The following is a 19,488-nucleotide window of genomic DNA, read 5'->3' on the forward strand; positions in this document are numbered from 1 at the left end:
TCCTGGCCCTTGACGGCCCCTGCTGGTCGCCCTAGGTTCAGCGCTGCAAGTTTCCGGCAAGTTACAGAAACTTCCTGCATGCATCACCCGGCTGTCCCACCCCAGCCACCCCCCCAGGAGACAACGTGGTCACCACCGCCCCCACCCGCCGGGCCGCCCGCGCGGCCGGCGCACTCGCCGCCTCCGCGGCCCTCGCACTCTCGCTCGCCGGGACCCTCGGCGCCCCCGCCGCCCAGGCCTCCCCGCCCGCGAACAACGGCAAGGACGTCACCGCCACCCTCTTCGAGTGGCGCTTCGACTCGGTCGCCCAGGCCTGCACCACCACCCTCGGCCCCAAGGGCTACGGCTTCGTCGAGGTCTCGCCGCCCCAGGAGCACATCCAGGGCCCGCAGTGGTGGACCTCCTACCAGCCCGTCAGCTACCAGATCGCCGGACGGCTCGGCGACCGGGCCTCCTTCAAGAACATGGTCGACACCTGCCACGCGGCCGGGGTCAAGGTGATCGCCGACGCGGTGATCAACCACATGTCGGCCGGCTCCGGCACCGGAACCGGCGGCACGGTGTACACCAAGTACAACTACCCCGGCACCTACCGGGACGCGGACTTCCACACCTGCCGCCAGCCGATCACCAACTACCAGGACCGCACCAACGTGCAGGACTGCGAGCTGGTCAACCTCGCGGACCTGGACACCGGCAGCGCCTCCGTCCAGACCACCATCGCCCACTACCTGGACGACCTCGGCTCGCTCGGCGTCGACGGCTACCGGATCGACGCCGCCAAGCACATCGCCGCCACCGACCTGGCCGCCATCAAGGCCCGGATGGCCAACCCCAACGCCTACTGGGTGCAGGAGGTCATCTACGGCGCCGGCGAACCGATCCAGCCCACCGAGTACACCGGCAACGGCGACGTCGACGAGTTCCGGGTCGGCACCGACCTCAAGCGCGTCTTCACCAGCGACAAGCTCGCCAACCTCGGCAACTGGGGCGCCTCCTGGGGCTACCTGCCGAGCAACCAGGCGCGCAGCTTCGTCGACAACTGGGACACCGAGCGCAACGGTTCCACCCTCAACTACACCTACGGCAACACCTACACACTGGCCAACGTCTTCCTGCTGGCCTCCACGTACGGCTCGCCCAACATCTACTCCGGCTACAGCTTCAGCAACAACGACGACGGCCCGCCGAACGGCGGCACCGTCAACGCCTGCTACCAGGACGGCTGGAACTGCACCCACGCCTGGCGGCAGATCGCCAACATGGTCGGCTTCCGCAACGCCGTAGCGGGCACCGGGGTGACCGACTGGTGGTCCGACGGAAACAACGCGATCGCCTTCGGCCGGGGCAACCGGGGCTACGTCGCGATCAACCACGAGGGCGGCGCGATCACCCGGACCTTCCAGACCGGGCTGCCGGCCGGGACGTACTGCGACGTCCAGCACGGCGACCCGCAGCCGGGCGGCGGCTGCACCGGCCCGACGTACCAGGTCGGCGCCAACGGGCAGTTCACCGCGACGGTCGGCGCGGGCGACGCGGTCGCGCTGTACGTCCAGCCGGGTACGACGGTCTCCGGCGCCTCGTTCAACGTCAACGCGACCACCGCGTACGGACAGAGCGTCTACGTGGTCGGCGACGTCCCGGCGCTCGGCGGCTGGGACCCGGCCAAGGCGCTGCCGCTCTCCTCGGCCGGCTACCCCGTCTGGTCGCTCGCGCTCTCGCTGCCGGGCGGCACGTCCTTCCAGTACAAGTACGTCATCAAGGACGCGGGCGGGGCGGTGACCTGGGAGTCCGGCGCCAACCGGACGGCGACCGCACCGGGCTCGGGGAACGTCACGCTGAACGACACCTGGCGGCCGTAGGGCCCTCCGCGCCCGGAACCCCCGTCAGCCGTGGACTGACGGGGGTCCCCCGTGGGGATGGCCGCACCGTCGCAAACCCCCCGGAAGAGGGCGGCGCTGCCACCATCGCGGGATGAGAACCACCCCCCTCGTCCTGGACCTCGAACTCTGCGGCGGCCGTTGGGACGGCCACCGCAAGCGCGTCAACGCCGCCGCCCCGCCGCCCGCGCTGCGTATGGTGCTGCGCGCCGAACTGCCCGTCGCCGAGAACGGCGAGTACTGGCCGACCACCAGCGTCTACCGGCTGGACGAGGAGAACGGCGCCGCGCTGCGGTACCGCTACTCCCACGACGAGTGAGCCGGCCCCGTTCCGTCAGCCCCGCCCGATGTACGGCATGGCGGTCGCCATCACCGTGGCGAACTGGACGTTGGCCTCCAGCGGCAGCCCGGCCATGTGCCGGACGGTGCGCGCCACGTCCGCCACGTCCATGGTCGGCTCCGGCACGATCCGGCCGTCCGCCTGCCGCGCCCCCGCGCCCATCGCGGCCGTCATGTCGGTCGCCGCGTTGCCGATGTCGATCTGCCCGCAGGCGATCCGGTACGGGCGGCCGTCCAGCGACAGCGACCTGGTCAGGCCGGTGACCGCGTGCTTGGTCGCGGTGTAGGCGATCGAGTGTGGGCGCGGGACGTGCGCGGAGATCGAGCCGTTGTTGATGATCCGGCCGCCCTGCGGGTCCTGGTCCTTCATCTGCCGGAAGGCGGCGCGGGCGCAGAGGAAGGCGCCGGTCAGGTTGAGGTCGACCACCGCCCGCCAGTCCTCGACCGCCAGCTCCTCCACCGGGACGGCCGGGCCGAAGGTGCCGGCGTTGTTGAACAGCAGGTCCACCCGGCCGTGGCGCTCGGCGGCGGTGGCGAACAGCGCGTCCACCGCGGCCGGGTCGGTGACGTCGGTCGGCACCACCTCGGCGGGCAGGGTGCCCGCCGGGAACGCGTCGGCCGTCTCCCGCAGCCGCTCGGCCCGGCGACCGGCCAGCACCAGCCGCCAGCCGGCCGCGGCCAGTTCGACCGCGACGGCCCTGCCGATGCCGCTGCCGGCTCCGGTGACGACGGCGACCTGCTCGATCATGGCACTCTCCTCGGTGGGCCGGTCCGGTGGCTCGGCACCGGTACGGTCACGCTCCGCTGGTCGGCGCCGGAGGCGTGTTGAGGAGATCGTTCCGGATGTGGGGGCCGCCGTCACTGGTCAAAGCACCCAAAATCCGGACGGCTGGGCAGGCCGGCGCCCGTGGCCCCCGCCGACCGGCCCCCGCCGACCGGCGGGAGCGGTGAAGGGCTTTACCTGATCACGAACAAACATTGGATTCCCGGTGGCCGCCTCGCAACCGGGCGACCCCGGCCCACGTCATAAGATCGCAGGAAGGTGCGCCTCCGCGAGGGACGGCGCTCCAACGCTCCGGGGGACCGCACAGTGCAGCGCCCCCGGGCCTGTCCGGCCCCACCGGGGGGCCGCCGCCCGGTCAGACGTACCGGGCGCGACATCGGTCGGAGAGTCCTCACCGTGCTTAGGCAGTCGTCCCGTTCCCGTGCCGTCCTGACCGGCGCCGCCGTGCTCACCCTGGCCGCCTCGCTCGCGGCCTGCGGGGGTTCCGACGACGGCAAGGGCAAGAGCTCCTCGGCCGACGGCACCCCGGCGGCGACCGCCGGTACGGGCACTCCGGCCGCCACGGGCAGCGCGGCCCCGGGCACGCCCACCGCCGAGCAGCCCACCCCGGCCAACGGGAAGGTGCTGATGCCGACCGGACCGGCCGCCAACCTCAGCAAGGTCCGGGACACCGCCGCCGGCCCGATCATGATGACCAAGGTGACCGGCGCGAAGTCCGGCGTCACCGGCCAGGTCTGGGTCTGGCTGCCGCCCGAGTACAACGACCCCAAGTTCGCCAAGACCGGCTTCCCGGTGCTCACCCTCTACGCGGGCGGCCAGAGCAACGGTTACAACACCTGGACCGACAACCAGCTGCCGATCCAGGAGGTGGACGAGCAGCTGGTCAAGCAGGGCAAGGCCCACCCGTTCATCATGATCATGCCGGTGCAGAACTTCAACAGCGACGAGAAGAACGCGCTGGACTGCTCCGACATCCCGGGCCAGCCGAAGATGGGCACCTGGATGGCCGAGGACATCCCGGCCTGGGTGCGCGCCAACTTCCGCACCCTGCAGGGCCGCGACAGCTGGGGCGTCATGGGCGCCTCCACCGGCGGCTTCTGCAGCGCCAAGCTCGCCCTGCAGTACCCGAACGTCTACAAGGCCGCCGTACCGATCGACGGCTACTTCATCCCCGACTCCGGGCTGTGGAAGGGCCACGACGCCGAGAAGGCCGCCAACAACCCGAACCTGCTGGTCACCCAGGGCAAGGCCGACGTGAAGATGTACGTCACCGCGGGCGGCGCCAACGGCTACGAGAAGGAAGTGGTCAAGAGCTGGGTGGCCAAGGCCGTCGCCCCGGTGTCCATCCAGTACTACGAGCAGCCGGGTGGCAAGCACCTGACCTCGGACTTCAAGAAGATGATCCCGGACACGCTGCAGTGGCTCAGCGCCAACCTGGCGGGCCCGGCCTCCGACTGACCGGAACGGCACCCGGTCCCGCTCCTCCGGCGGGAGCGGCCGGAGCCCGCGCGCAGGCCCGTGACCTGCGCGTCAATCGGACATTGATTCGCTTCTGATCGACTACGAGCACCTTGGATGGGGCGGTTCTCACCGGCCGCCCCGTCCGCCTCGCCACGTCGTGAAGAGAGTGCCATGCCGATCCATCTGCTGCCCCAGCCCGCCCCCTCCGTCCCCGCGCAGGCAGGGTCAGGGGTCGACTCCCGGGGCGCGGACGCGTACGGGCCGGCCACGGACGAGGAGCCGTTCACCGTCCGGTTCGCCGGACTCCGGCTGGTGCACGCCGCGCTGCGCCGGGACCTCGCCCGACTGCCCAACGCGCTGCGGCTGCTCCAGCCCGACGAGGAGGACAAGGGCGAGGCGCTGCTGCGGCACTGGACCTTCATGACCGCGATGCTGACCTGCCACCACGAGCAGCAGGACACCCGGATCTGGCCGATCGTGCGGCGCTTCGCCCCCGAGCTGCGGCTGCTGCTCAACTGGCTGGAGGCCGACCACCACAACCTCGACCACTCCTTCACCCGGGTCACCACCCTGGTCCGGATCGCCAGCCGGGACACCGGCAGCGCCTGGCCGGTCGCGTACGCGATGGAGGACCTGGCGGCCCGGCTGGAGACCCACCTGCGGATCGAGGAGCGGCAGTTGCTGCCCCGAATGGACCGGGTGGTCACCGACAGCTCCCGGCTCGGCGGCCTGGGCGAACTGCTCGACCTGCTGCGCTCGGCGGACGGCCCGGGGACGGCGGACGCGTTGGCCTGGCTGCTGGACGGTGTCGACCCGGCGCAGGTAGAGCGGCTGCTCGCCGAGTGCGACGACGACGTGGCCCGCAACTGGCCGCACTGGCAGGCGACCTACCAGCGCTGCACCGCGCCGCTTTGGGGGCCGGCGGGCGGCGGCGCGACCGACGGCAGCCTGGGGAGCCTCGTCGACTGAGCGCGGTTCTTCGCGGGCCGTCGATCTACGCGCGTGGCACGTGTCGCTGGCATATACCCGCCGGGGAAACGGCGGTGTCGAGGTGACCCCGCGCAAGGGGGACGAGGGCGGACCCTGCGCCGAGCCGCACGTCGACCGCTGACCGCCCGCAGTTCCGCTACTCGGGCAGGCGGTTGAGCCACTCCAGCGGAGCGACCCGGATCGCCGTCCGTGGAGAGCCGTTCCACTCCACCGGCAGGCCGACCGCCTCCAGTGCGGCCACCACCGTCCGGCCGATCTCCGCCGTCCGCCGCCCCGCGGCTTCCTCCGACTCCGCGTCCGACTCCGCGTCCGACTCCCCGTCCGTTTCTCCGCCCGGCGCCTCCCCGGTGCTGAAGGCGCCGTAGCGCAGCATCAGTCCGCGTCCGGCCGCGGCCGCCTCGGTGTCCTGCTGGTGGAAGAAGACGAAGCCCCGCGAGTCCTCGTCGGCCTCGCCGCCGATCTCCGCGTAGCCGCAGCCGGCGCAGCAGGTGAAGTCCATCGCCGCGACGATGCCCTGGTCCTCCAGCAGGTCGAAGGCGTCCATCAGCCGGTCCACGTCGGTGGTCTCCGGCCAGTGGGCCTGCTCGGCCAGCCGCTCGGTCCACAGCGGAGCGACGATCCGCTCCGCCTCCTCCTGGGTCAGTCCCTGGTCGTCGAGGACCTCGACCAGGGACTCGGCTATCTCGTCCGGCTCCTGGAAGCCGCACCGGATCAGCTCGCGAGCCCGCTCCCGGGCTTCGAGCAGCACGTCGGGGGAGAGCGCCGTGTCCGTGTCCTGGGTCATGCCCGGATCCTCGCACCCGCCACTGACAATACCGGGCCGCACGCCCCGCCGGTGCGCTACCGTCCGCCGGTGACCTCTCTGCTGCAACCCCCGCTGATCACCAGGCTCCTGGCCGCCGAGCGCATCCTGGTCGCCGGAGCCGGCGGCGGCTTCGACGTGTACGCCGGACTGCCGATCGCCCTCGCCCTGCGCGCCGCGGGCAAGGAGGTGCACCTGGCCAACCTCTCCTTCACCCACCTCTACGGCCTGCCCGGCGAGGTCTGGCAGGAGCCCGACGTGGCCAGGATCGAACCGGACACCGCCGCCCCCGAGGGCTACTTCCCCGAACGCACCCTGGCCCGCTGGCTTCGGCTGCACGGTATGCCCGACACCGTGTGGGCCTTCCCGACGGTCGGCGTCCGACTGCTGCGCGAGGCCTACCGCAGACTCGTCGCCCACCTGGGCGTGGACGCGGTCCTGCTGGTGGACGGCGGCACCGACATCCTGATGCGCGGCGACGAGGCCGGGCTCGGTACCCCCGAGGAGGACATGGCCAGCCTGGCCGCGGTGGCGGGCCTGGCGGAGGTGCCCGAAAGGCTGGTCGCCTGCCTGGGCTTCGGCATCGACGCCCACCACGGCGTCAACCACGCCCTGGTGCTGGAGAACCTCGCCGCGATCGACCGGGCCGGCGGCTACCTCGGCGCCTTCTCCATCCCGCGCGGCAGCCGGGAGGGCGCGCTCTACCTGGACGCCGTCGAACACGCCCGGGCCGCCTTCCCTCAACACCCCAGCATCGTCAACGGCTCGGTGGCGGCGGCGCTGCGCGGCGAGTTCGGCGACGTGCGGTTCACCGAGCGGACCGGGAACGGCGAACTCTTCGTCAATCCGCTGATGACGCTCTACTTCGGCGTCACAGTCGAGGCGCTGGCCGCCGAGAACCGCTACCTGGACCGGCTGGAGCACACGGTGCTGACCCGGCAGATCAGCACCCTGATCGAGGAGTTCCGGGACGAGCTGCCCCGGCAGCGCCCGCCCCGGCAGTTCCCGCACTGAGCCGGACCGGGTGCCCGGGGAGCGGGGTGCTCAGGGAGCGGCGAGCCGGAACTCCAGGTTGCCGAACCGCACCTGGTCGCCCGGCCGCACCGGGATCCCGCCGGCGATCCGCCGCCCGTTCACATGGGTGCCGTTGGTCGACCCGAGGTCGTACAGCACCCAACCGCCGTTCTCGTGCCGCAGTTCGGCGTGGTGCCGGGAGACCGAGGCGTCGTGCAGCCGCAGCCCCGAGCCGGGGATCCGTCCGATGGTCAACAGCCCCGCCCCGGCCTGCGGCAGGCTCAGCCCGGGCAGCCGCTCGCTGCGCCAGGCCCGGTTCAGCCGGTCGCCGAAGGCCGACACCCGGCCGACCGCCCGCAGCACGAACCGCTCGACCGGCCCGCCGGTGGGCAGCCCGGCCACCGCCGCGTCCAACTCGCCGCGGCTGGTGGCCTGCAGGACGATGTCCATCCGGCCGAGGAAGGTGTCGTGCGACAGCCGGCCGCTGCCCGCGCCGTCCCGCAGCACTCCGAGCGCCTGGTCCCGTTCGGAGTCGGAGGGCCGGACGGCGCCGGTCGGGAACTCAGGCTGCGTCATGGCCCGATTGTCGGATCGACCGGCTGGGACTGTCCAGATCACGCCGCGGGCCGGCGCACGGTTCGTACGTCACTGAGCGACAGACGCCCGCTTCACCCGCGCGGTTCCAGCGCGGGTGCCAGCACCGTTCCAGTGCTGCCGGGGCGACGGACGACCCGTCAGGCCTTCCGGGCGGCCGCCAGGATCTTCTCCGTGGTGTGCAGGAACCGCGAGGTCACGGCGCCGCGGTACTGCCGGCCGAACATCTCCTTGGTGACCCACTTGCCGTCCTGGAGGTGGACCACGATGTACGCGGCCCCCGGGTCGGCGCCGAGCACCTCGAAGTCGCCCTTTGCCGAGCGATGCGGAACGGCGAGTTCGGTCGGAAGCGGCTCGGAGAGGAAGGCGATCACCAGCCGGACGTCCGGTGTCACCTCGACGCCCCGGAACGGTTCGGCGGCGAGCAGCTCGGCCACCTCGTCGACCGTCCGCAGCAGCACCGGCACCGGGTAGCCGAGCGAGCGCTCCAGGTGCTCCTCGATCCGCGCGGTGAGCGCGGCGCGGTCCGGCTCGTCCGTACTGAAGAAGACGTTCCCGCTCTGGATGTACGAGCGGACGTTCCCCAGCCCCAGTTCGGCGAAGAGCGCCCGCAGCCGCTCCATCTTCACCGTCCGGCCGCCGACGTTGATGGCGCGCAGGAACGCGATGTACGTGGTCGTGGTGGTCACCCCGCCAGTCTGGCACCGGCCACCGACAACGCCCGCCCGCCGCTCACCGACGACGCCCGGCGCACGGCGTCGTTCGTGCCCGGCGGTTGTCGGTGCCGGGTGCCAGACTGGCGCCATGGCTACCTGGGAGGATTTCGAGCAGGAGGCACCCGAACTCGCGGCCCTGGTGCGGGCCCGGTTCGAGGCCGAGAAGCACCACGTCCTGGCGACGCTGCGCAAGGACGGTTCACCCCGGGTCAGCGGCACGGAGGTCGACTTCGTCGGCGCCGACGTCTGGCTCGGGTCGATGTACGGCGCGGTCAAGGCGCGCGACCTCCAGCGGGACGGCCGCTTCGCGCTGCACGCGCACCCGGGGGGCGAGGCCATGACGGGCGGGGACTCCAAGCTCTCCGGCCGCGCGGTGGAGGTCACCGACGAGGCCGAGCTCGCCGCCTTCGCGGCGGACCTACCCGAGCCGCCTCCCAGCCCGTTCCACCTGTTCCGGCTGGACATCCAGCAGGTGGTGCACACCACGCTGGAGGGGGACGCCCTGTGGGTCCTCAACTGGCACCCCGGTCGGCCGGTGGAGAAGATCCAGCTCCACTGACCGCCGGACGGGCCGCAGGGGCCTCACGCGCCTTGCGGCAGAACGGACTTGAGCGCCTCGGGAGTCCGGGCCACGACGGCGTGCCCGTCGTCCGCGGTGATGATCGGGCGCTGGATCAGCACGGGGTGCTCGGCCATCGCCGCGATCCAGCGCGCCCGCTCGCCCGCCTCCCGGGGCCAGTCCTTCATCCCCAGGTCCTTCGCGACCTGCTCGTCGGTGCGGGTGATGTCCCAGGGCTCCAGGCCCAGCCGCTCCAGCACCTGCTCCAGCTCGGCCACGGTCGGCGTGTCCTCCAGGTAGCGCCGCACGGTGTACTCCACCCCGGCGGCGTCCAGCTCGGTGAGCGCCGTCCGGCACTTGCTGCAACGCGGGTTGATCCAGATCTCCATGCCCACCAGCTTATCGAGGCTCCGGCCGACCCCCCGGTAGCGGGAACTCCGCCGGGCCCAACGGTGGTTCACGAACCAGGAGCCGGGACGTCGGAAGTCGGTGCACCAGCAGTCGGTACACCGGACGTCGGCACACCGGACGTCGGCACACCGGACGTCGGCACGTCGGAGGGGAGCACCGCATGGACGGCGCTGCGATCATCGAGCAGCTGATGACCACGGAGGTCAGGACCGACCCGTACCCGCTCTACGCCAGGGCGCACGAGCTCGGCCCGGTGCTCCCGGCCGGGGACGGGATGTTCGTGGTGAGCGGCTACGCGGCGGTCAACAAGGTGCTGCGCACGTCCGCCTTCGGCGTGGCGACCGCCGACATGATGGCCGGCCTCGCCCCCGAGTTCAGCGAGCACTCCTCGCTGGCCCTGTTCGGCCGCTCGATCCTCCAGCGCAACGCCCCCGACCAGCCCCGGGTCCGCTCGCTGATCGCCTCCGTCTTCACCGCGCGCCGGGTCGCCGCACTGCGCCCGGCCGTGGAGGCGGCGGTCGGCCGGCTGCTGGACGGGATGGCCGAGCAGGGCGCCGACGGCTCCCCGGTGGACTTCATGGACGCCTTCGCCTTCCGGCTGCCGGTCGGGGTGATCTGCGAGCTGCTGGGCGTCCCGGAGCGGGACCGCTACCGCTTCCGCGGTCTCGCCTCCGACCTGACCGTCGCCCTGGAGATCGTCCAGGACCTCGACGACCTGGACGAGGCCGACCGGGCCGCCGACGAGCTGTCCGGCTACTTCACCGAGCTGGTCGCCGAGCGGCTGGCCCGTCCGCAGGACGACCTGGTCAGCGACCTGGCACGGATCGCCGCCGACGGCGGCGGGCGGCTCTCCGGCCAGGAACTGCTGGCCAACCTGGTGCTGCTGCTGGTGGCCGGCTTCGAGACCACGACCAACCTGCTCGGCAACGGCCTCGCCCTGCTGTTCCGCCACCCGGAGGCGGCCGCCGGGCTGCGCAGCGGCACCCTCTCCCCGGCCGGGTTCACCGACGAGGTGCTGCGCTTCGACTCCCCGGTCCAGGCCACCGGGCGGGTCGCCCTGGCGGAGGGGCTGTCGATCGAGGGCCTGCCCGTCCCGGCCGACAGCGGGCTGACCCTGCTGATCGGCGCGGCCAACCACGACCCGGCCCGGTACGAGCGGCCCGGGGTGTTCGACCCGACCCGCACCGACAGTCAGCCGCTCAGTTTCGGCGGCGGCACCCACTTCTGTCTGGGCTCGCAGCTGGCCCGGATGGAGGCCGAGGTCGCGGTGCCCGCGCTGCTGGACCGTTTCCCCCGGCTCGCCCGGGGCGGCGTTCCGACCCGCCGCGACCGCCTGGTGCTGCGCGGTTACGAGACGCTCCCGGTGACCGTCCGGTGACCGCTCGCTGACCACCGGCTGAGACCGGCTGGTCTCCTCCCCGGCCGAGGACGTCACCGGTACGCCGGCCTGCAGGCCGACGACCTCGCCGTCCTCTCCCTCACCCCCGAGCCCGGCCGTCCGGAGCAGGGCGCGTCCGCCGGTTCCCGCCCGGCGTGCGTCGTCGGGCCGCCGGGAACCGTCAGACGCGCCCGGGGCCCGGCCACTCCCACAGATTGGCGAACAGCACCGCCTGCTCCCGCGCGTCGTCCAGGGCGTGGTGTGTGTGCGGCAGGTCCGGCAGCAGCTCCGCGGGCATCGACCGCTTCCCGATCCCGGCGAACGGCACCCCCGCCCGGGCCGCGTACAGCGTCTTCAGGTCGAGGCACCCGGAGTGCCCGAACGGGCTGGAGCCGGTGAACCGCATCAGGTACCAGTACAGGAACTGCCAGTCGTACACCGCCGGGTACGCCACCATCACCGGCCGGTACCGCCGCCCCTCCGGCCCGGTCCGCACCCGCTCCACCCATCGCCCGAACTCCTGCAGTGCCACCCCCGGCTCCGCCCCGCCGGCCTCCAGCGCCGCCCGCTCCAGCCCGGACACCGCCAGGGCCTCCGGGACGTACTCCGCACTGATCGGCCGCAGCTCCCGGTAGAACCCCGCCGCCCCCACCTCCGCGCGCCGGAACCCCTCCCCGTCGTCCCACCCGGCCACCACCGCCCCGAAGCTCACCATCGAGTACGGCCCCGGAATCGGCCCGTCGGCCTCCACGTCCACCGACACGTACACCGTCGGCGTCACCCTCCGCTTGTTCCCCATCCCCCCATCCAACCGCCCCCCTCAACCGGTTTTCCCGGCCCGGGACACGGCGGTGCCCCGGCCGGAGGAGGTTCCGGCCGGGGCACGACTCGACGGACTGCGGCCCTTACAGGTCGTAGTAGAGCTCGAACTCGTGCGGGTGGGGGCGGAGGGCGATCGGGGCGATCTCGTTGGTGCGCTTGAAGTCGATCCAGGTCTCGATCAGGTCCGGCGTGAAGACGTTCCCGGCGAGGAGGTACTCGTGGTCGGCTTCGAGGGCCTCCAGGACGGCCGGGAGGGAGGAGGGCACCTGGGGGACGTTGGCGTGCTCCTCGGGCGCGAGCTCGTAGAGGTCCTTGTCGACGGGCTCCAGCGGCTCGATCTTGTTGCGGATGCCGTCGAGGCCGGCCATCAGCATGGCGGAGAAGGCCAGGTACGGGTTGGAGGACGGGTCCGGGGCGCGGAACTCGATGCGCTTGGCCTTGGCGTTGGAGCCGGTGATCGGGATGCGGATGGCGGCCGAGCGGTTGCGCTGGGAGTAGACCAGGTTGACGGGTGCCTCGAAGCCCGGGACGAGGCGGTGGTAGGAGTTCACCGAGGGGTTGGTGAACGCCAGCAGCGAGGGGGCGTGCCGGAGCAGGCCGCCGATGTAGTAGCGGGCGGTGTCGGAGAGGCCGGCGTAGCCCTGCTCGTCGTAGAAGAGGGGGGAGCCCTCGCTCCACAGCGACTGGTGGACGTGCATGCCGGAGCCGTTGTCGCCGAAGATCGGTTTGGGCATGAAGGTGGCCGTCTTGCCGTTCCGCCACGCGACGTTCTTGATGATGTACTTGAACAGCATCAGGTCGTCGGCGGCGTGCAGCAGGGTGTTGAACTTGTAGTTGATCTCGGCCTGGCCGGCCGTGCCGACCTCGTGGTGCTGGCGCTCGACCTCCAGACCGGACTTGGCCAGCTCCAGGGACATCTCGGCGCGCAGGTCGGCGAAGTGGTCGACCGGCGGGGTGGGGAAGTAGCCGCCCTTGTACTTGACCTTGTAGCCGCGCACGTCGCCCTCGGCGGCGCCGGAGTTCCAGGCGCCGGCCTCCGAGTCGATGTGGTAGAAGGACGCGTTGGCGCTGGTCTCGAACCGTGCCGAGTCGAAGACGTAGAACTCGGCCTCGGGCCCGAAGAAGGCGGTGTCGGCGATGCCGGAGGAGGCCAGGTAGGCCTCGGCCTTCTTGGCGACGTTGCGCGGGTCGCGGCTGTAGGCCTCGCCGGTGACCGGGTCCTGGATGAAGAAGTTGATGTTGAGGTGCTTCTCGGCCCGGAAGGGGTCGAGGCGGGCGGTGGCGAGGTCCGGCACGAGGGCCATGTCGGACTCGTGGATGGCCTGGAAGCCGCGGATCGACGAACCGTCGAACATCAGGGTCTCGGACGGATCGAAGGTCGCCGCAGGTACGGAGAAGTGCTGCATGACGCCCGGCAGATCGCAGAAGCGGACGTCGACGAACTTCACGTCGTTGTCCTGGATGTACTGCTTCACTTCGGCGGCGTTGTTGAACATCCATCCTCCTCGGCGTGCGAATTGGGCTCACCCTAGGAATGGGGCGTTTCCGGCCGGTGACCCGCTCGTTTCCTAGATGTTAACCGCGACCGCCGAACGGGCGGCAAAATCGTACGGGCCAGGGCAAATCGACCCGCCGACCTGGGGGTCGTCGCAGAAGTGGTCTGGACCACTTGGTCAGTGCGGCGAGCGGGATTCACCCGGTCGTGGACCGGCCCCCGGCAGGCGGCGGGCGGACCCCGGACGGGCCTCCGGCCGCGCCCCGCCGGGAGGGAGCCGGTGCCGGGGTGCGGCGTGAGCCCGGTTAGTGTGGATTCGTGGACACCAGAGAAGCGTTGGGATCGTGGATCGACGGCCCCAAGGCCGCCGCCGAGAAGATGGGCGCCGACTTCGGCTACCGCGGCGAACGCCTCGGGCTGCCCAAGGAGGGCCCCGGCTCGATCGCCGGCCCCGGCCGACGGATCGGCGCCCTGTTCGTGGACGGCTGGCTGGTCTCGCTGGTCTCCTTCGGCATGCTCGCCAAGGGTGACCCGGCCGAGGCCAACCTGTGGACCCTCCCGCTCTTCTTCCTGGTCGCGGTCCTCCTGCTCTCCACCACCGGCACGACCCTCGGCAAGCGGCTGTTCGGCCTCCGGGTGGTCCGCCTGGACGGCCGCCGCGCGACCATCCCGCAGGTGCTGCTGCGCACCCTGCTGCTCTGCCTGGTGGTGCCGCCGCTGGTCTGGGACCGCGACACCCGCGGGCTGCACGACAAGGCCGTCGGCACCGTCGAGGTCCGGATCTGACACCGATCCAGCACTGATCCAGCACCGGACCCGCTGGCGCAACCGGACCCGGTCCCGGCATCGGACCCGACCCGGTCCCGGAAACGGACCGAGAACGCGTCACCCCTCGCACGACATGGAACGGCCCCGCTCCGGAAGCTTCCGGAGCGGGGCCGTCGTCGTGAACGGGGGAGGGAGGGTCAGCGGGCCTGGCCGCCCTTGGGCATCCGCGCGCCCTTGGGCATCGGGCCCTTGGGGATCGGCGCCTTGGAGAGCAGGTCGCCCAGGGCGCGCAGGCGGTCGTTGGTCTCGGTGACCTGTGCGGCGGTGATGGCGCGGGGCAGGCGCATCAGGTGGATCTGCAGCTTCTTCAGCGGGATCTCGCCCTCGCCGTTGCCCACCACGATGTCGTGCACCGGCACGTCGCCGACCACACGGGCCATCTTCTTCTTCTCGGAGGCCAGCAGCTGGCGCACCCGGTTCGGGTTGCCCTCGCCGATCAGCGCGATACCGGCCCGGCCCACCGCGCGGTAGACCGCGTCCTGGTTGCGGGTGACCGCCACCGGGGTGGAGCTGGAACTCCAGCCGCGCCGGATGTTGTTCAGCACCGCGGCCACGGCACCCGGCTGCCCCTCCATCTGCCCGAACGCAGCGCGCTCGGCCCGGCGCCCGAAGACGATCGCCATGGCCAGGACGGCCACGATGAAGCCCAGGATGCCCAGGTAGACGGGGTGGTCGATTGCGAAGCCGATGGCGAGGAACACGCCGAAGGTCAGCAGGCCGACGCCGGCGATGATCAGGCCGATCTTGGTGTCGACCTTCTTGGTCATGGTGTACGCCAGGCGGATCTGCTTCAGTCGCCCGGGGTTCTCGGATGTTTCCCTCGCCATAACGCTCATGGTACGTGGCGCGGGTACGGGATATCCAAGCCCGGGTACCCGTTCGCCCGAACCGTGACCCGTGTGCCCGTTCACCGTCGCGCACAGCGACGTCAGGACCTCACTGCCGTACGGACCGTGCCCCCGGGGCCGGCGCCGCCCCCGCCGACGCCCTCGAGGACCCGAGGGCGTCGTGCCGCCGGTCCGCCGCGTACTCGCGGTTCTCGCACACCGCCGCCCAGGCGTTGCGGCGCGCGTGCCGCTGGCCGGGCGCCAGCAGGACGCTCTCGGCGAACCGCAGCGCCGCTCCCACCGAGCGGATCCGCACCTGCATCTGCATCCCGAACAGCTCCTTTGCGACTGTCGTGGCTGAGCCGTGGCTGAGAAGAATCGAACGCCTACCGGACGTCCATCGTCCCCACCCCGTGTTACCAGTCCGTGACCAGGCAGTCAAAGCGGGGTGAACGCCGGAAGGGCGGAGCCGCAGCTCCGCCCTTCCAATGGCCGACATGGCGCGAAATCGCTCCAGGGGTCAGACCGCGGCCTGCTCGCGCCGCTCCAGAGCCTGCCGGTACAGCCGGCCGGCCCGGTACGACGAACGCACCAGCGGCCCCGACATGACACCCGCGAAGCCCAGCTCCTCGGCCTCCTCCTGGAGCTCGACGAACTCCTGCGGCTTCACCCAGCGCTCGACCGGGTGGTGGCGCAGCGAGGGCCGCAGGTACTGGGTGATGGTGATCAGCTCGCAGCCGGCCCCGACCAGGTCGGCCAGTGCCTGACTGATCTCCTCGCGGGTCTCGCCCATGCCCAGGATCAGGTTGGACTTGGTGACCAGCCCGGCCGCACGGGCCTGGGTGATGACGTCCAGCGAGCGCTCGTAGCGGAAGGCCGGACGGATCCGCTTGAAGATGCGCGGGACGGTCTCGACGTTGTGCGCGAGCACCTCGGGGCGGGAGGAGAAGACCTCGGCCAGCTGCTCGGGCACCGCGTTGAAGTCGGGGATGAGCAGCTCGACGCCGGTGCGGCCGCCGGCGCGATCGGCGGTCATCGCGTGCACCTGGCGCACGGTCTCGGCGTACAGCCAGGCGCCGCCGTCCTCCAGGTCGTCGCGGGCGACGCCGGTGATGGTGGCGTAGTTGAGGTCCATGGTGACGATGGACTCGGCGACCCGGCGCGGCTCGTCGCGGTCGAACTCGGCGGGCTTGCCGGTGTCGATCTGGCAGAAGTCGCAGCGGCGGGTGCACTGGTCGCCGCCGATGAGGAAGGTCGCCTCGCGGTCCTCCCAGCACTCGAAGATGTTGGGGCAGCCGGCCTCCTGGCAGACCGTGTGCAGCCCCTCCTTCTTCACCAGCGACTGGAGGGCGTTGTACTCCGGGCCCATCTTCGCGCGGGTCTTGATCCACTCGGGCTTCCGCTCGATGGGGGTCTCGCTGTTGCGGACCTCCAGGCGGAGCAGCTTCCTGCCGTCGGGCGCGACAGCGGACACGTGCGACTCCTAGAACTAGACGGGGTACCCCCAGGGTACGCCTGTGGTTGTGCGGCCTTCGCGGGGCCTGCCGCCCTGCAATCGCAGGGCAACGTGGCTACCGGCGAGTAGATTCCCAGTGGGTCCCGCTCGTTGGACGAACTCGCGGGGGATTTCAGCGGCTGAGCGCCGGCTCCGGCAGCTCGGCCAGCACGTCCTTCAGGTGCCGCTCGACCGAGGGCAGCGCCTCGCTCACCGGGACGCCGCGCCCCAGCTCACCGGCCAGCGAGGCGACGCCCGCGTCCCGGATGCCGCACGGCACGATCTTGTCGAAGTACGTCATGTCGGGGTCGCAGTTGAGCGCGAAGCCGTGCATGGTCACCCCGCGGGCGACCCGTACGCCGATCGCCGCGAGCTTGCGGTCGCCGCCGCGCTGTCCGGCGTTGGAGGGCGCGTACTCCGGCCCGGCCAGCCTCGGGTCGATGCCCAGCGGCAGGCCCAGCCGCAGGGTCAGCTTGCCGATGTCCACCACCTCGGACGGGTCCACCACGGCGTCCGGGATGTTCTCGCCGAGCACCCAGACCCCGCTGCGGCCCTCGACCCGGGTGGTTTCGATGCCGAAGTCGGCGGCGGAGCGGATCAGCGCCTCCTCCAGCCGGCGGACGTAGGCGATCACGTCGATCGGGTCGGGCAGCTTGATGATCGGGTAGCCGACAAGCTGGCCGGGGCCGTGCCAGGTGATCTCGCCGCCCCGGTTGACCTCGACCACCGGGGTGCCGTCCAGCGGCAGGTCGGCGGGGTTGGTGCGCTTGCCCATGGTGTAGACGGGCGGGTGCTCCAGCAGCAGCACGGTGTCGGGGATCTCGTCCGCGACCCGCAGGGCGTGCAGGCGCTGCTGCTCCTCCCACGCCTCCTCGTACGGCACGACGTGCTCGCCTATGCCCAAGCGAACGAAACGCACGTTCTCGCTCATGCGCCCACCTCGCTTCGCTCGGCGGTCGCTTCGCGAGACGCGTCCCGGCCGATTGTTCGCTCGCTCCGCTCGTTCACCGCTGCCGCTCCTTGCCAGGCGTTCGAGACCAACCCGGCCACTGTACGCCCACGGCCGTGTCACCCGATCGGCCGTACCGTTCAGCCGGCTCCGCCCCCGTCTCCGCCTCCGCTGAGCAACTGCAGGCGCAGCGCCAACTGCAGCTCCAGCGACCGTTCCGGCTGGTTCCAGTCGCGCCCGAGCAGGGCCTCGACCCGGTCCAGCCGCTGCACCACCGTGTTCACGTGGACGTGCAGCTCGTCCTTGGCCCGGGTGAGGCTGCCGCCGCAGTCGAAGTAGGCGCGCAGGGTGCGCACCAGCTCGGTGCCGCGGCGGGCGTCGTAGGCGAGCAGCGGGCCGAGCGCGGCGCCGACGAAGCCGTCCACGTCGTGGCCGTCGCCGAGCAGCACCCCGAGGAAGCCCAGCGCGCGGGCCGAGGCGCCCTCCCCGGCGCGGCCGAGCACCCGCAGGGCGCGCACGCAGCGCAGGCCCTCGCCGTACGAGGCGGCCAGCGCGGCCGGGCCTGCGGCGCGTCGGCCGGCGCCGACGGTGACCGGGAAGCCCGCCAGCCGGGCCAGTCGCTCGGCGGCGTGCCGGGCGGTCGACTCGGCGGTGTGCTCCGGATCGTCGGTGTCGCCCGGCGCGACGGGCACCAGCAGCACCACCGCCTCGCCGTGCTCGGCGCTGACGCCGCGGGAGCCGAACAGGTAGCGCCGGGCCGCGCCCGCCAGCCGCCCCCGGTCGTCGTCGTCACGATCGGTGGGTTCCGCGACCAGCACCAGGTGCGGCCGGGCGAGGTCGACCCCGAGCCGGCGGCCGCGGGCGGTGAGCCCGGCCGGGTCGCGTTCGGGGGCGGTGAGCAGGTCGGTGAGCAGCTCGCCGCGGACCCGGTTCTCGGTCTCCGCGACCGAGCGGCGTAGTAGTAGGAGCAGCGCGGTGACCACGCCGGCCCGCTCGAACAGCCGCCGGTCGGCGTCGTCGAGGTCGGGCCGGCCGCGCAGCACCAGGGTGCCGAGGGTGTCGTGCCCGGCCAGCACCGCGCACACCCACAGCTCGCCGTGCCGTACGGAGCGGCCCTCGGCCCGGGAGGCGGCCGCCGCCCCGGCCAGTTCGGCGGCGGGTGCGGGCCGCCCGGCCAGCGGCTCGCCCTCGGCGTCCAGGACGGCTATCTCCCCGTCCAGCAGGTGGGCGACGGCGGCGGCCACGTCCGGCACCTCGGCGCCGCGCAGCACCAGGTCGGTGAGCCGGTCGTGCGCCTGCTCGGCGCGCTGGACGGCGGCCGAGTGGGCCCGGACCAGCTCATTGGCGGTGTTCAGCTCGGCGAGTGCGGCCCGGGTGTCGGCCAGCGACTTGGCGGTGTCCAGGGCGATCGCGGCGTGCGCGGCCAGGGTGCAGAGCAGGGCGACCTCGTCGGGGGAGAAGGCGCGCGGGGAGCGGTCGGCGGCGAACAGGACGCCGATGACCTGCCCGCCGAGCAGCAGCGGCACCCCGATGATCGCGACCAGGCCCTCGTCCAGCACGCCGGCGTCGATCGTGCCGGTGTGGTGGAAGCGTTCGTCGGTGCGGTAGTCGGGGGTCGCGTACGGGCGGGCGGTCTGGGCGACCAGTCCGCCCAGGCCGTCGCCGAGGCTGAGCCGCAGGGTCTGGAACAGGACGGAGACCGAGCCGTCGGTGACCCGCATGTAGGTGTCGCCGGCGGCCTCGTCCGGCAGGGTCAGGTACGCGGTGTCGGTGCCGAGCAGCATCCGGGCCCGGCGGACGATCGCCTGCAGCACGGTGTCCAGGTCCCGGGATGCGGCGAGGTCCCCGGCGGTGTCGAACAGTGCTGTCAACTCGGCTTCGCGACGCCGGTGTTGACGCAGGGTGCGGTGGACCCGCAAGGCCTGCCAGGTGGCGTCGTCGATCTCGGCGAGGACGCCGGCCGACGCCCCGCGGCGGCGGGCGTCGGCCAGCACCTCGGCGAAGTCCTCGGTGGCGGCGCCGGAGGCGAGCAGGTCGAGCAACCGCCGCAGCGCGGGCGCGGCGCTCTCGTCGGGGTGGTTCATGGCGCGTGGTTCATGGTGCGGGCCGCCAATCGGCGTCGGTTCCGTCGGTGCCGAGAACTC

The 19,488-nt window shown here is 72.1% G+C and carries 20 protein-coding genes; 8 read left to right on the plus strand and 12 right to left on the minus strand.

Annotated features, from left to right (window positions below; genetic code table 11):
- Window positions 1-125: 125 nt before the first annotated feature.
- Window positions 126-1,862 carry a carbohydrate-binding module family 20 domain-containing protein gene (locus tag HS99_RS34535; RefSeq protein ID WP_030549968.1) on the plus strand — a complete coding sequence of 579 codons (1,737 nt, stop codon included), beginning with the start codon at window positions 126-128 and terminating at the stop codon, window positions 1,860-1,862.
- A 112-nt stretch (window positions 1,863-1,974) separates the two neighbouring features.
- Entirely contained in the window at window positions 1,975-2,199 is a 225-nt protein-coding gene (locus HS99_RS34540) for a hypothetical protein (RefSeq protein WP_030282652.1), read from the plus strand.
- Window positions 2,200-2,214: 15 nt separating this feature from the next.
- Here HS99_RS34540 and HS99_RS34545 read toward each other — a convergent pair whose 3' ends face one another.
- Window positions 2,215-2,967 (minus strand): SDR family oxidoreductase, encoded by a 753-nt coding sequence (locus HS99_RS34545; protein ID WP_030282655.1) that lies wholly within the window; start codon window positions 2,965-2,967, stop codon window positions 2,215-2,217.
- Window positions 2,968-3,399: 432 nt separating this feature from the next.
- Between HS99_RS34545 and HS99_RS34550 the strand changes: the two genes are divergently transcribed.
- Together HS99_RS34550 and HS99_RS34555 are read left to right on the plus strand one after the other, a co-directional pair.
- Window positions 3,400-4,461: an alpha/beta hydrolase gene (locus tag HS99_RS34550; RefSeq protein WP_223886084.1), complete on the plus strand. Its 1,062-nt coding sequence runs from the start codon at window positions 3,400-3,402 to the stop codon at window positions 4,459-4,461.
- A 174-nt stretch (window positions 4,462-4,635) separates the two neighbouring features.
- Window positions 4,636-5,433, plus strand: a complete 798-nt coding sequence (locus tag HS99_RS34555; protein WP_030282659.1) for a hemerythrin domain-containing protein — start codon at window positions 4,636-4,638, stop codon at window positions 5,431-5,433.
- A gap of 157 nt (window positions 5,434-5,590) precedes the next feature.
- On the opposite strand, the gene HS99_RS34560 is transcribed toward HS99_RS34555, so the two are convergent.
- The gene (locus HS99_RS34560; RefSeq protein WP_050366816.1) at window positions 5,591-6,238 is read right to left on the minus strand and encodes a DUF6891 domain-containing protein; all 648 of its coding nucleotides are present in this window, start codon (window positions 6,236-6,238) and stop codon (window positions 5,591-5,593) included.
- A 69-nt stretch (window positions 6,239-6,307) separates the two neighbouring features.
- On the opposite strand from HS99_RS34560, the gene HS99_RS34565 reads away from it, so the two are divergent.
- Window positions 6,308-7,270, plus strand: a complete 963-nt coding sequence (locus HS99_RS34565; protein ID WP_030549970.1) for a DUF1152 domain-containing protein — start codon at window positions 6,308-6,310, stop codon at window positions 7,268-7,270.
- A 30-nt stretch (window positions 7,271-7,300) separates the two neighbouring features.
- Here the strand turns inward: HS99_RS34565 and HS99_RS34570 are convergent, their stop codons facing one another.
- Together HS99_RS34570 and HS99_RS34575 are read right to left on the minus strand one after the other, a co-directional pair.
- Complete coding sequence (locus tag HS99_RS34570; protein ID WP_030549972.1) at window positions 7,301-7,846, minus strand: FHA domain-containing protein; 546 nt, start codon at window positions 7,844-7,846, stop codon at window positions 7,301-7,303.
- 158 nt (window positions 7,847-8,004) lie between these two features.
- A complete protein-coding gene (locus HS99_RS34575) occupies window positions 8,005-8,553 on the minus strand; it encodes a DUF1697 domain-containing protein (RefSeq protein ID WP_030282671.1) in 549 nt (182 codons plus the stop codon).
- Between the two features lie 115 nt (window positions 8,554-8,668).
- Between HS99_RS34575 and HS99_RS34580 the strand changes: the two genes are divergently transcribed.
- A complete protein-coding gene (locus HS99_RS34580; protein WP_030282673.1) occupies window positions 8,669-9,139 on the plus strand; it encodes a pyridoxamine 5'-phosphate oxidase family protein in 471 nt (156 codons plus the stop codon).
- A 23-nt stretch (window positions 9,140-9,162) separates the two neighbouring features.
- On the opposite strand, the gene HS99_RS34585 is transcribed toward HS99_RS34580, so the two are convergent.
- Window positions 9,163-9,528 (minus strand): arsenate reductase family protein, encoded by a 366-nt coding sequence (locus HS99_RS34585; RefSeq protein WP_030282676.1) that lies wholly within the window; start codon window positions 9,526-9,528, stop codon window positions 9,163-9,165.
- Between the two features lie 182 nt (window positions 9,529-9,710).
- Here HS99_RS34585 and HS99_RS34590 point away from each other — a divergent pair, with 182 nt between their 5' ends.
- Window positions 9,711-10,928, plus strand: coding sequence for a cytochrome P450 (locus HS99_RS34590; RefSeq protein WP_030282679.1), 1,218 nt, complete (start codon window positions 9,711-9,713; stop codon window positions 10,926-10,928).
- 181 nt (window positions 10,929-11,109) lie between these two features.
- Here HS99_RS34590 and HS99_RS34595 read toward each other — a convergent pair whose 3' ends face one another.
- On the minus strand, window positions 11,110-11,727 hold the full coding sequence (locus tag HS99_RS34595; RefSeq protein ID WP_030282681.1) for a 3'-5' exonuclease: 618 nt from the start codon (window positions 11,725-11,727) through the stop codon (window positions 11,110-11,112).
- Between the two features lie 106 nt (window positions 11,728-11,833).
- Complete coding sequence (gene glnA / locus HS99_RS34600) at window positions 11,834-13,246, minus strand: type I glutamate--ammonia ligase (RefSeq protein ID WP_030282683.1); 1,413 nt, start codon at window positions 13,244-13,246, stop codon at window positions 11,834-11,836.
- Between the two features lie 317 nt (window positions 13,247-13,563).
- On the opposite strand from glnA, the gene HS99_RS34605 reads away from it, so the two are divergent.
- Complete coding sequence (locus HS99_RS34605) at window positions 13,564-14,031, plus strand: RDD family protein (RefSeq protein ID WP_030282685.1); 468 nt, start codon at window positions 13,564-13,566, stop codon at window positions 14,029-14,031.
- Between the two features lie 179 nt (window positions 14,032-14,210).
- Here HS99_RS34605 and HS99_RS34610 read toward each other — a convergent pair whose 3' ends face one another.
- The 5 genes from HS99_RS34610 to HS99_RS34630 all read right to left on the minus strand — a co-directional run bounded on the left by HS99_RS34610 (window position 14,211) and on the right by HS99_RS34630 (window position 19,428).
- Window positions 14,211-14,909, minus strand: a complete 699-nt coding sequence (locus tag HS99_RS34610) for a DUF4191 domain-containing protein (RefSeq protein ID WP_370863330.1) — start codon at window positions 14,907-14,909, stop codon at window positions 14,211-14,213.
- Between the two features lie 100 nt (window positions 14,910-15,009).
- Complete coding sequence (locus HS99_RS34615) at window positions 15,010-15,228, minus strand: hypothetical protein (RefSeq protein ID WP_030282689.1); 219 nt, start codon at window positions 15,226-15,228, stop codon at window positions 15,010-15,012.
- A 192-nt stretch (window positions 15,229-15,420) separates the two neighbouring features.
- Window positions 15,421-16,374, minus strand: a complete 954-nt coding sequence (gene lipA, locus HS99_RS34620; RefSeq protein WP_030282692.1) for a lipoyl synthase — start codon at window positions 16,372-16,374, stop codon at window positions 15,421-15,423.
- A gap of 154 nt (window positions 16,375-16,528) precedes the next feature.
- The gene (lipB, locus tag HS99_RS34625) at window positions 16,529-17,326 is read right to left on the minus strand and encodes a lipoyl(octanoyl) transferase LipB (RefSeq protein WP_030282693.1); all 798 of its coding nucleotides are present in this window, start codon (window positions 17,324-17,326) and stop codon (window positions 16,529-16,531) included.
- 158 nt (window positions 17,327-17,484) lie between these two features.
- Window positions 17,485-19,428 (minus strand): helix-turn-helix domain-containing protein, encoded by a 1,944-nt coding sequence (locus HS99_RS34630; RefSeq protein ID WP_030549975.1) that lies wholly within the window; start codon window positions 19,426-19,428, stop codon window positions 17,485-17,487.
- Window positions 19,429-19,488: the final 60 nt, after the last annotated feature.

Source organism: Kitasatospora aureofaciens (genome assembly GCF_001188955.3).
GTDB lineage: Bacteria > Actinomycetota > Actinomycetes > Streptomycetales > Streptomycetaceae > Kitasatospora > Kitasatospora aureofaciens.

Excerpts from the sequence above, each read along its gene's own strand:
- HS99_RS34540 (WP_030282652.1), top strand. The coding sequence starts at position 1,975 with ATGAGAACCACCCCCCTCGTCCTGGACCTCGAACTCTGCGGCGGCCGT.
- HS99_RS34545 (WP_030282655.1), bottom strand. The coding sequence starts at position 2,967 with ATGATCGAGCAGGTCGCCGTCGTCACCGGAGCCGGCAGCGGCATCGGC.
- HS99_RS34555 (WP_030282659.1), top strand. The coding sequence starts at position 4,636 with ATGCCGATCCATCTGCTGCCCCAGCCCGCCCCCTCCGTCCCCGCGCAG.
- HS99_RS34560 (WP_050366816.1), bottom strand. The coding sequence starts at position 6,238 with ATGACCCAGGACACGGACACGGCGCTCTCCCCCGACGTGCTGCTCGAA.
- HS99_RS34570 (WP_030549972.1), bottom strand. The coding sequence starts at position 7,846 with ATGACGCAGCCTGAGTTCCCGACCGGCGCCGTCCGGCCCTCCGACTCC.
- HS99_RS34580 (WP_030282673.1), top strand. The coding sequence starts at position 8,669 with ATGGCTACCTGGGAGGATTTCGAGCAGGAGGCACCCGAACTCGCGGCC.
- HS99_RS34585 (WP_030282676.1), bottom strand. The coding sequence starts at position 9,528 with ATGGAGATCTGGATCAACCCGCGTTGCAGCAAGTGCCGGACGGCGCTC.
- HS99_RS34590 (WP_030282679.1), top strand. The coding sequence starts at position 9,711 with ATGGACGGCGCTGCGATCATCGAGCAGCTGATGACCACGGAGGTCAGG.
- HS99_RS34595 (WP_030282681.1), bottom strand. The coding sequence starts at position 11,727 with ATGGGGAACAAGCGGAGGGTGACGCCGACGGTGTACGTGTCGGTGGAC.
- glnA (WP_030282683.1), bottom strand. The coding sequence starts at position 13,246 with ATGTTCAACAACGCCGCCGAAGTGAAGCAGTACATCCAGGACAACGAC.
- HS99_RS34610 (WP_370863330.1), bottom strand. The coding sequence starts at position 14,909 with ATGAGCGTTATGGCGAGGGAAACATCCGAGAACCCCGGGCGACTGAAG.
- HS99_RS34615 (WP_030282689.1), bottom strand. The coding sequence starts at position 15,228 with ATGCAGATGCAGGTGCGGATCCGCTCGGTGGGAGCGGCGCTGCGGTTC.
- lipB (WP_030282693.1), bottom strand. The coding sequence starts at position 17,326 with ATGAGCGAGAACGTGCGTTTCGTTCGCTTGGGCATAGGCGAGCACGTC.
- HS99_RS34630 (WP_030549975.1), bottom strand. The coding sequence starts at position 19,428 with ATGAACCACCCCGACGAGAGCGCCGCGCCCGCGCTGCGGCGGTTGCTC.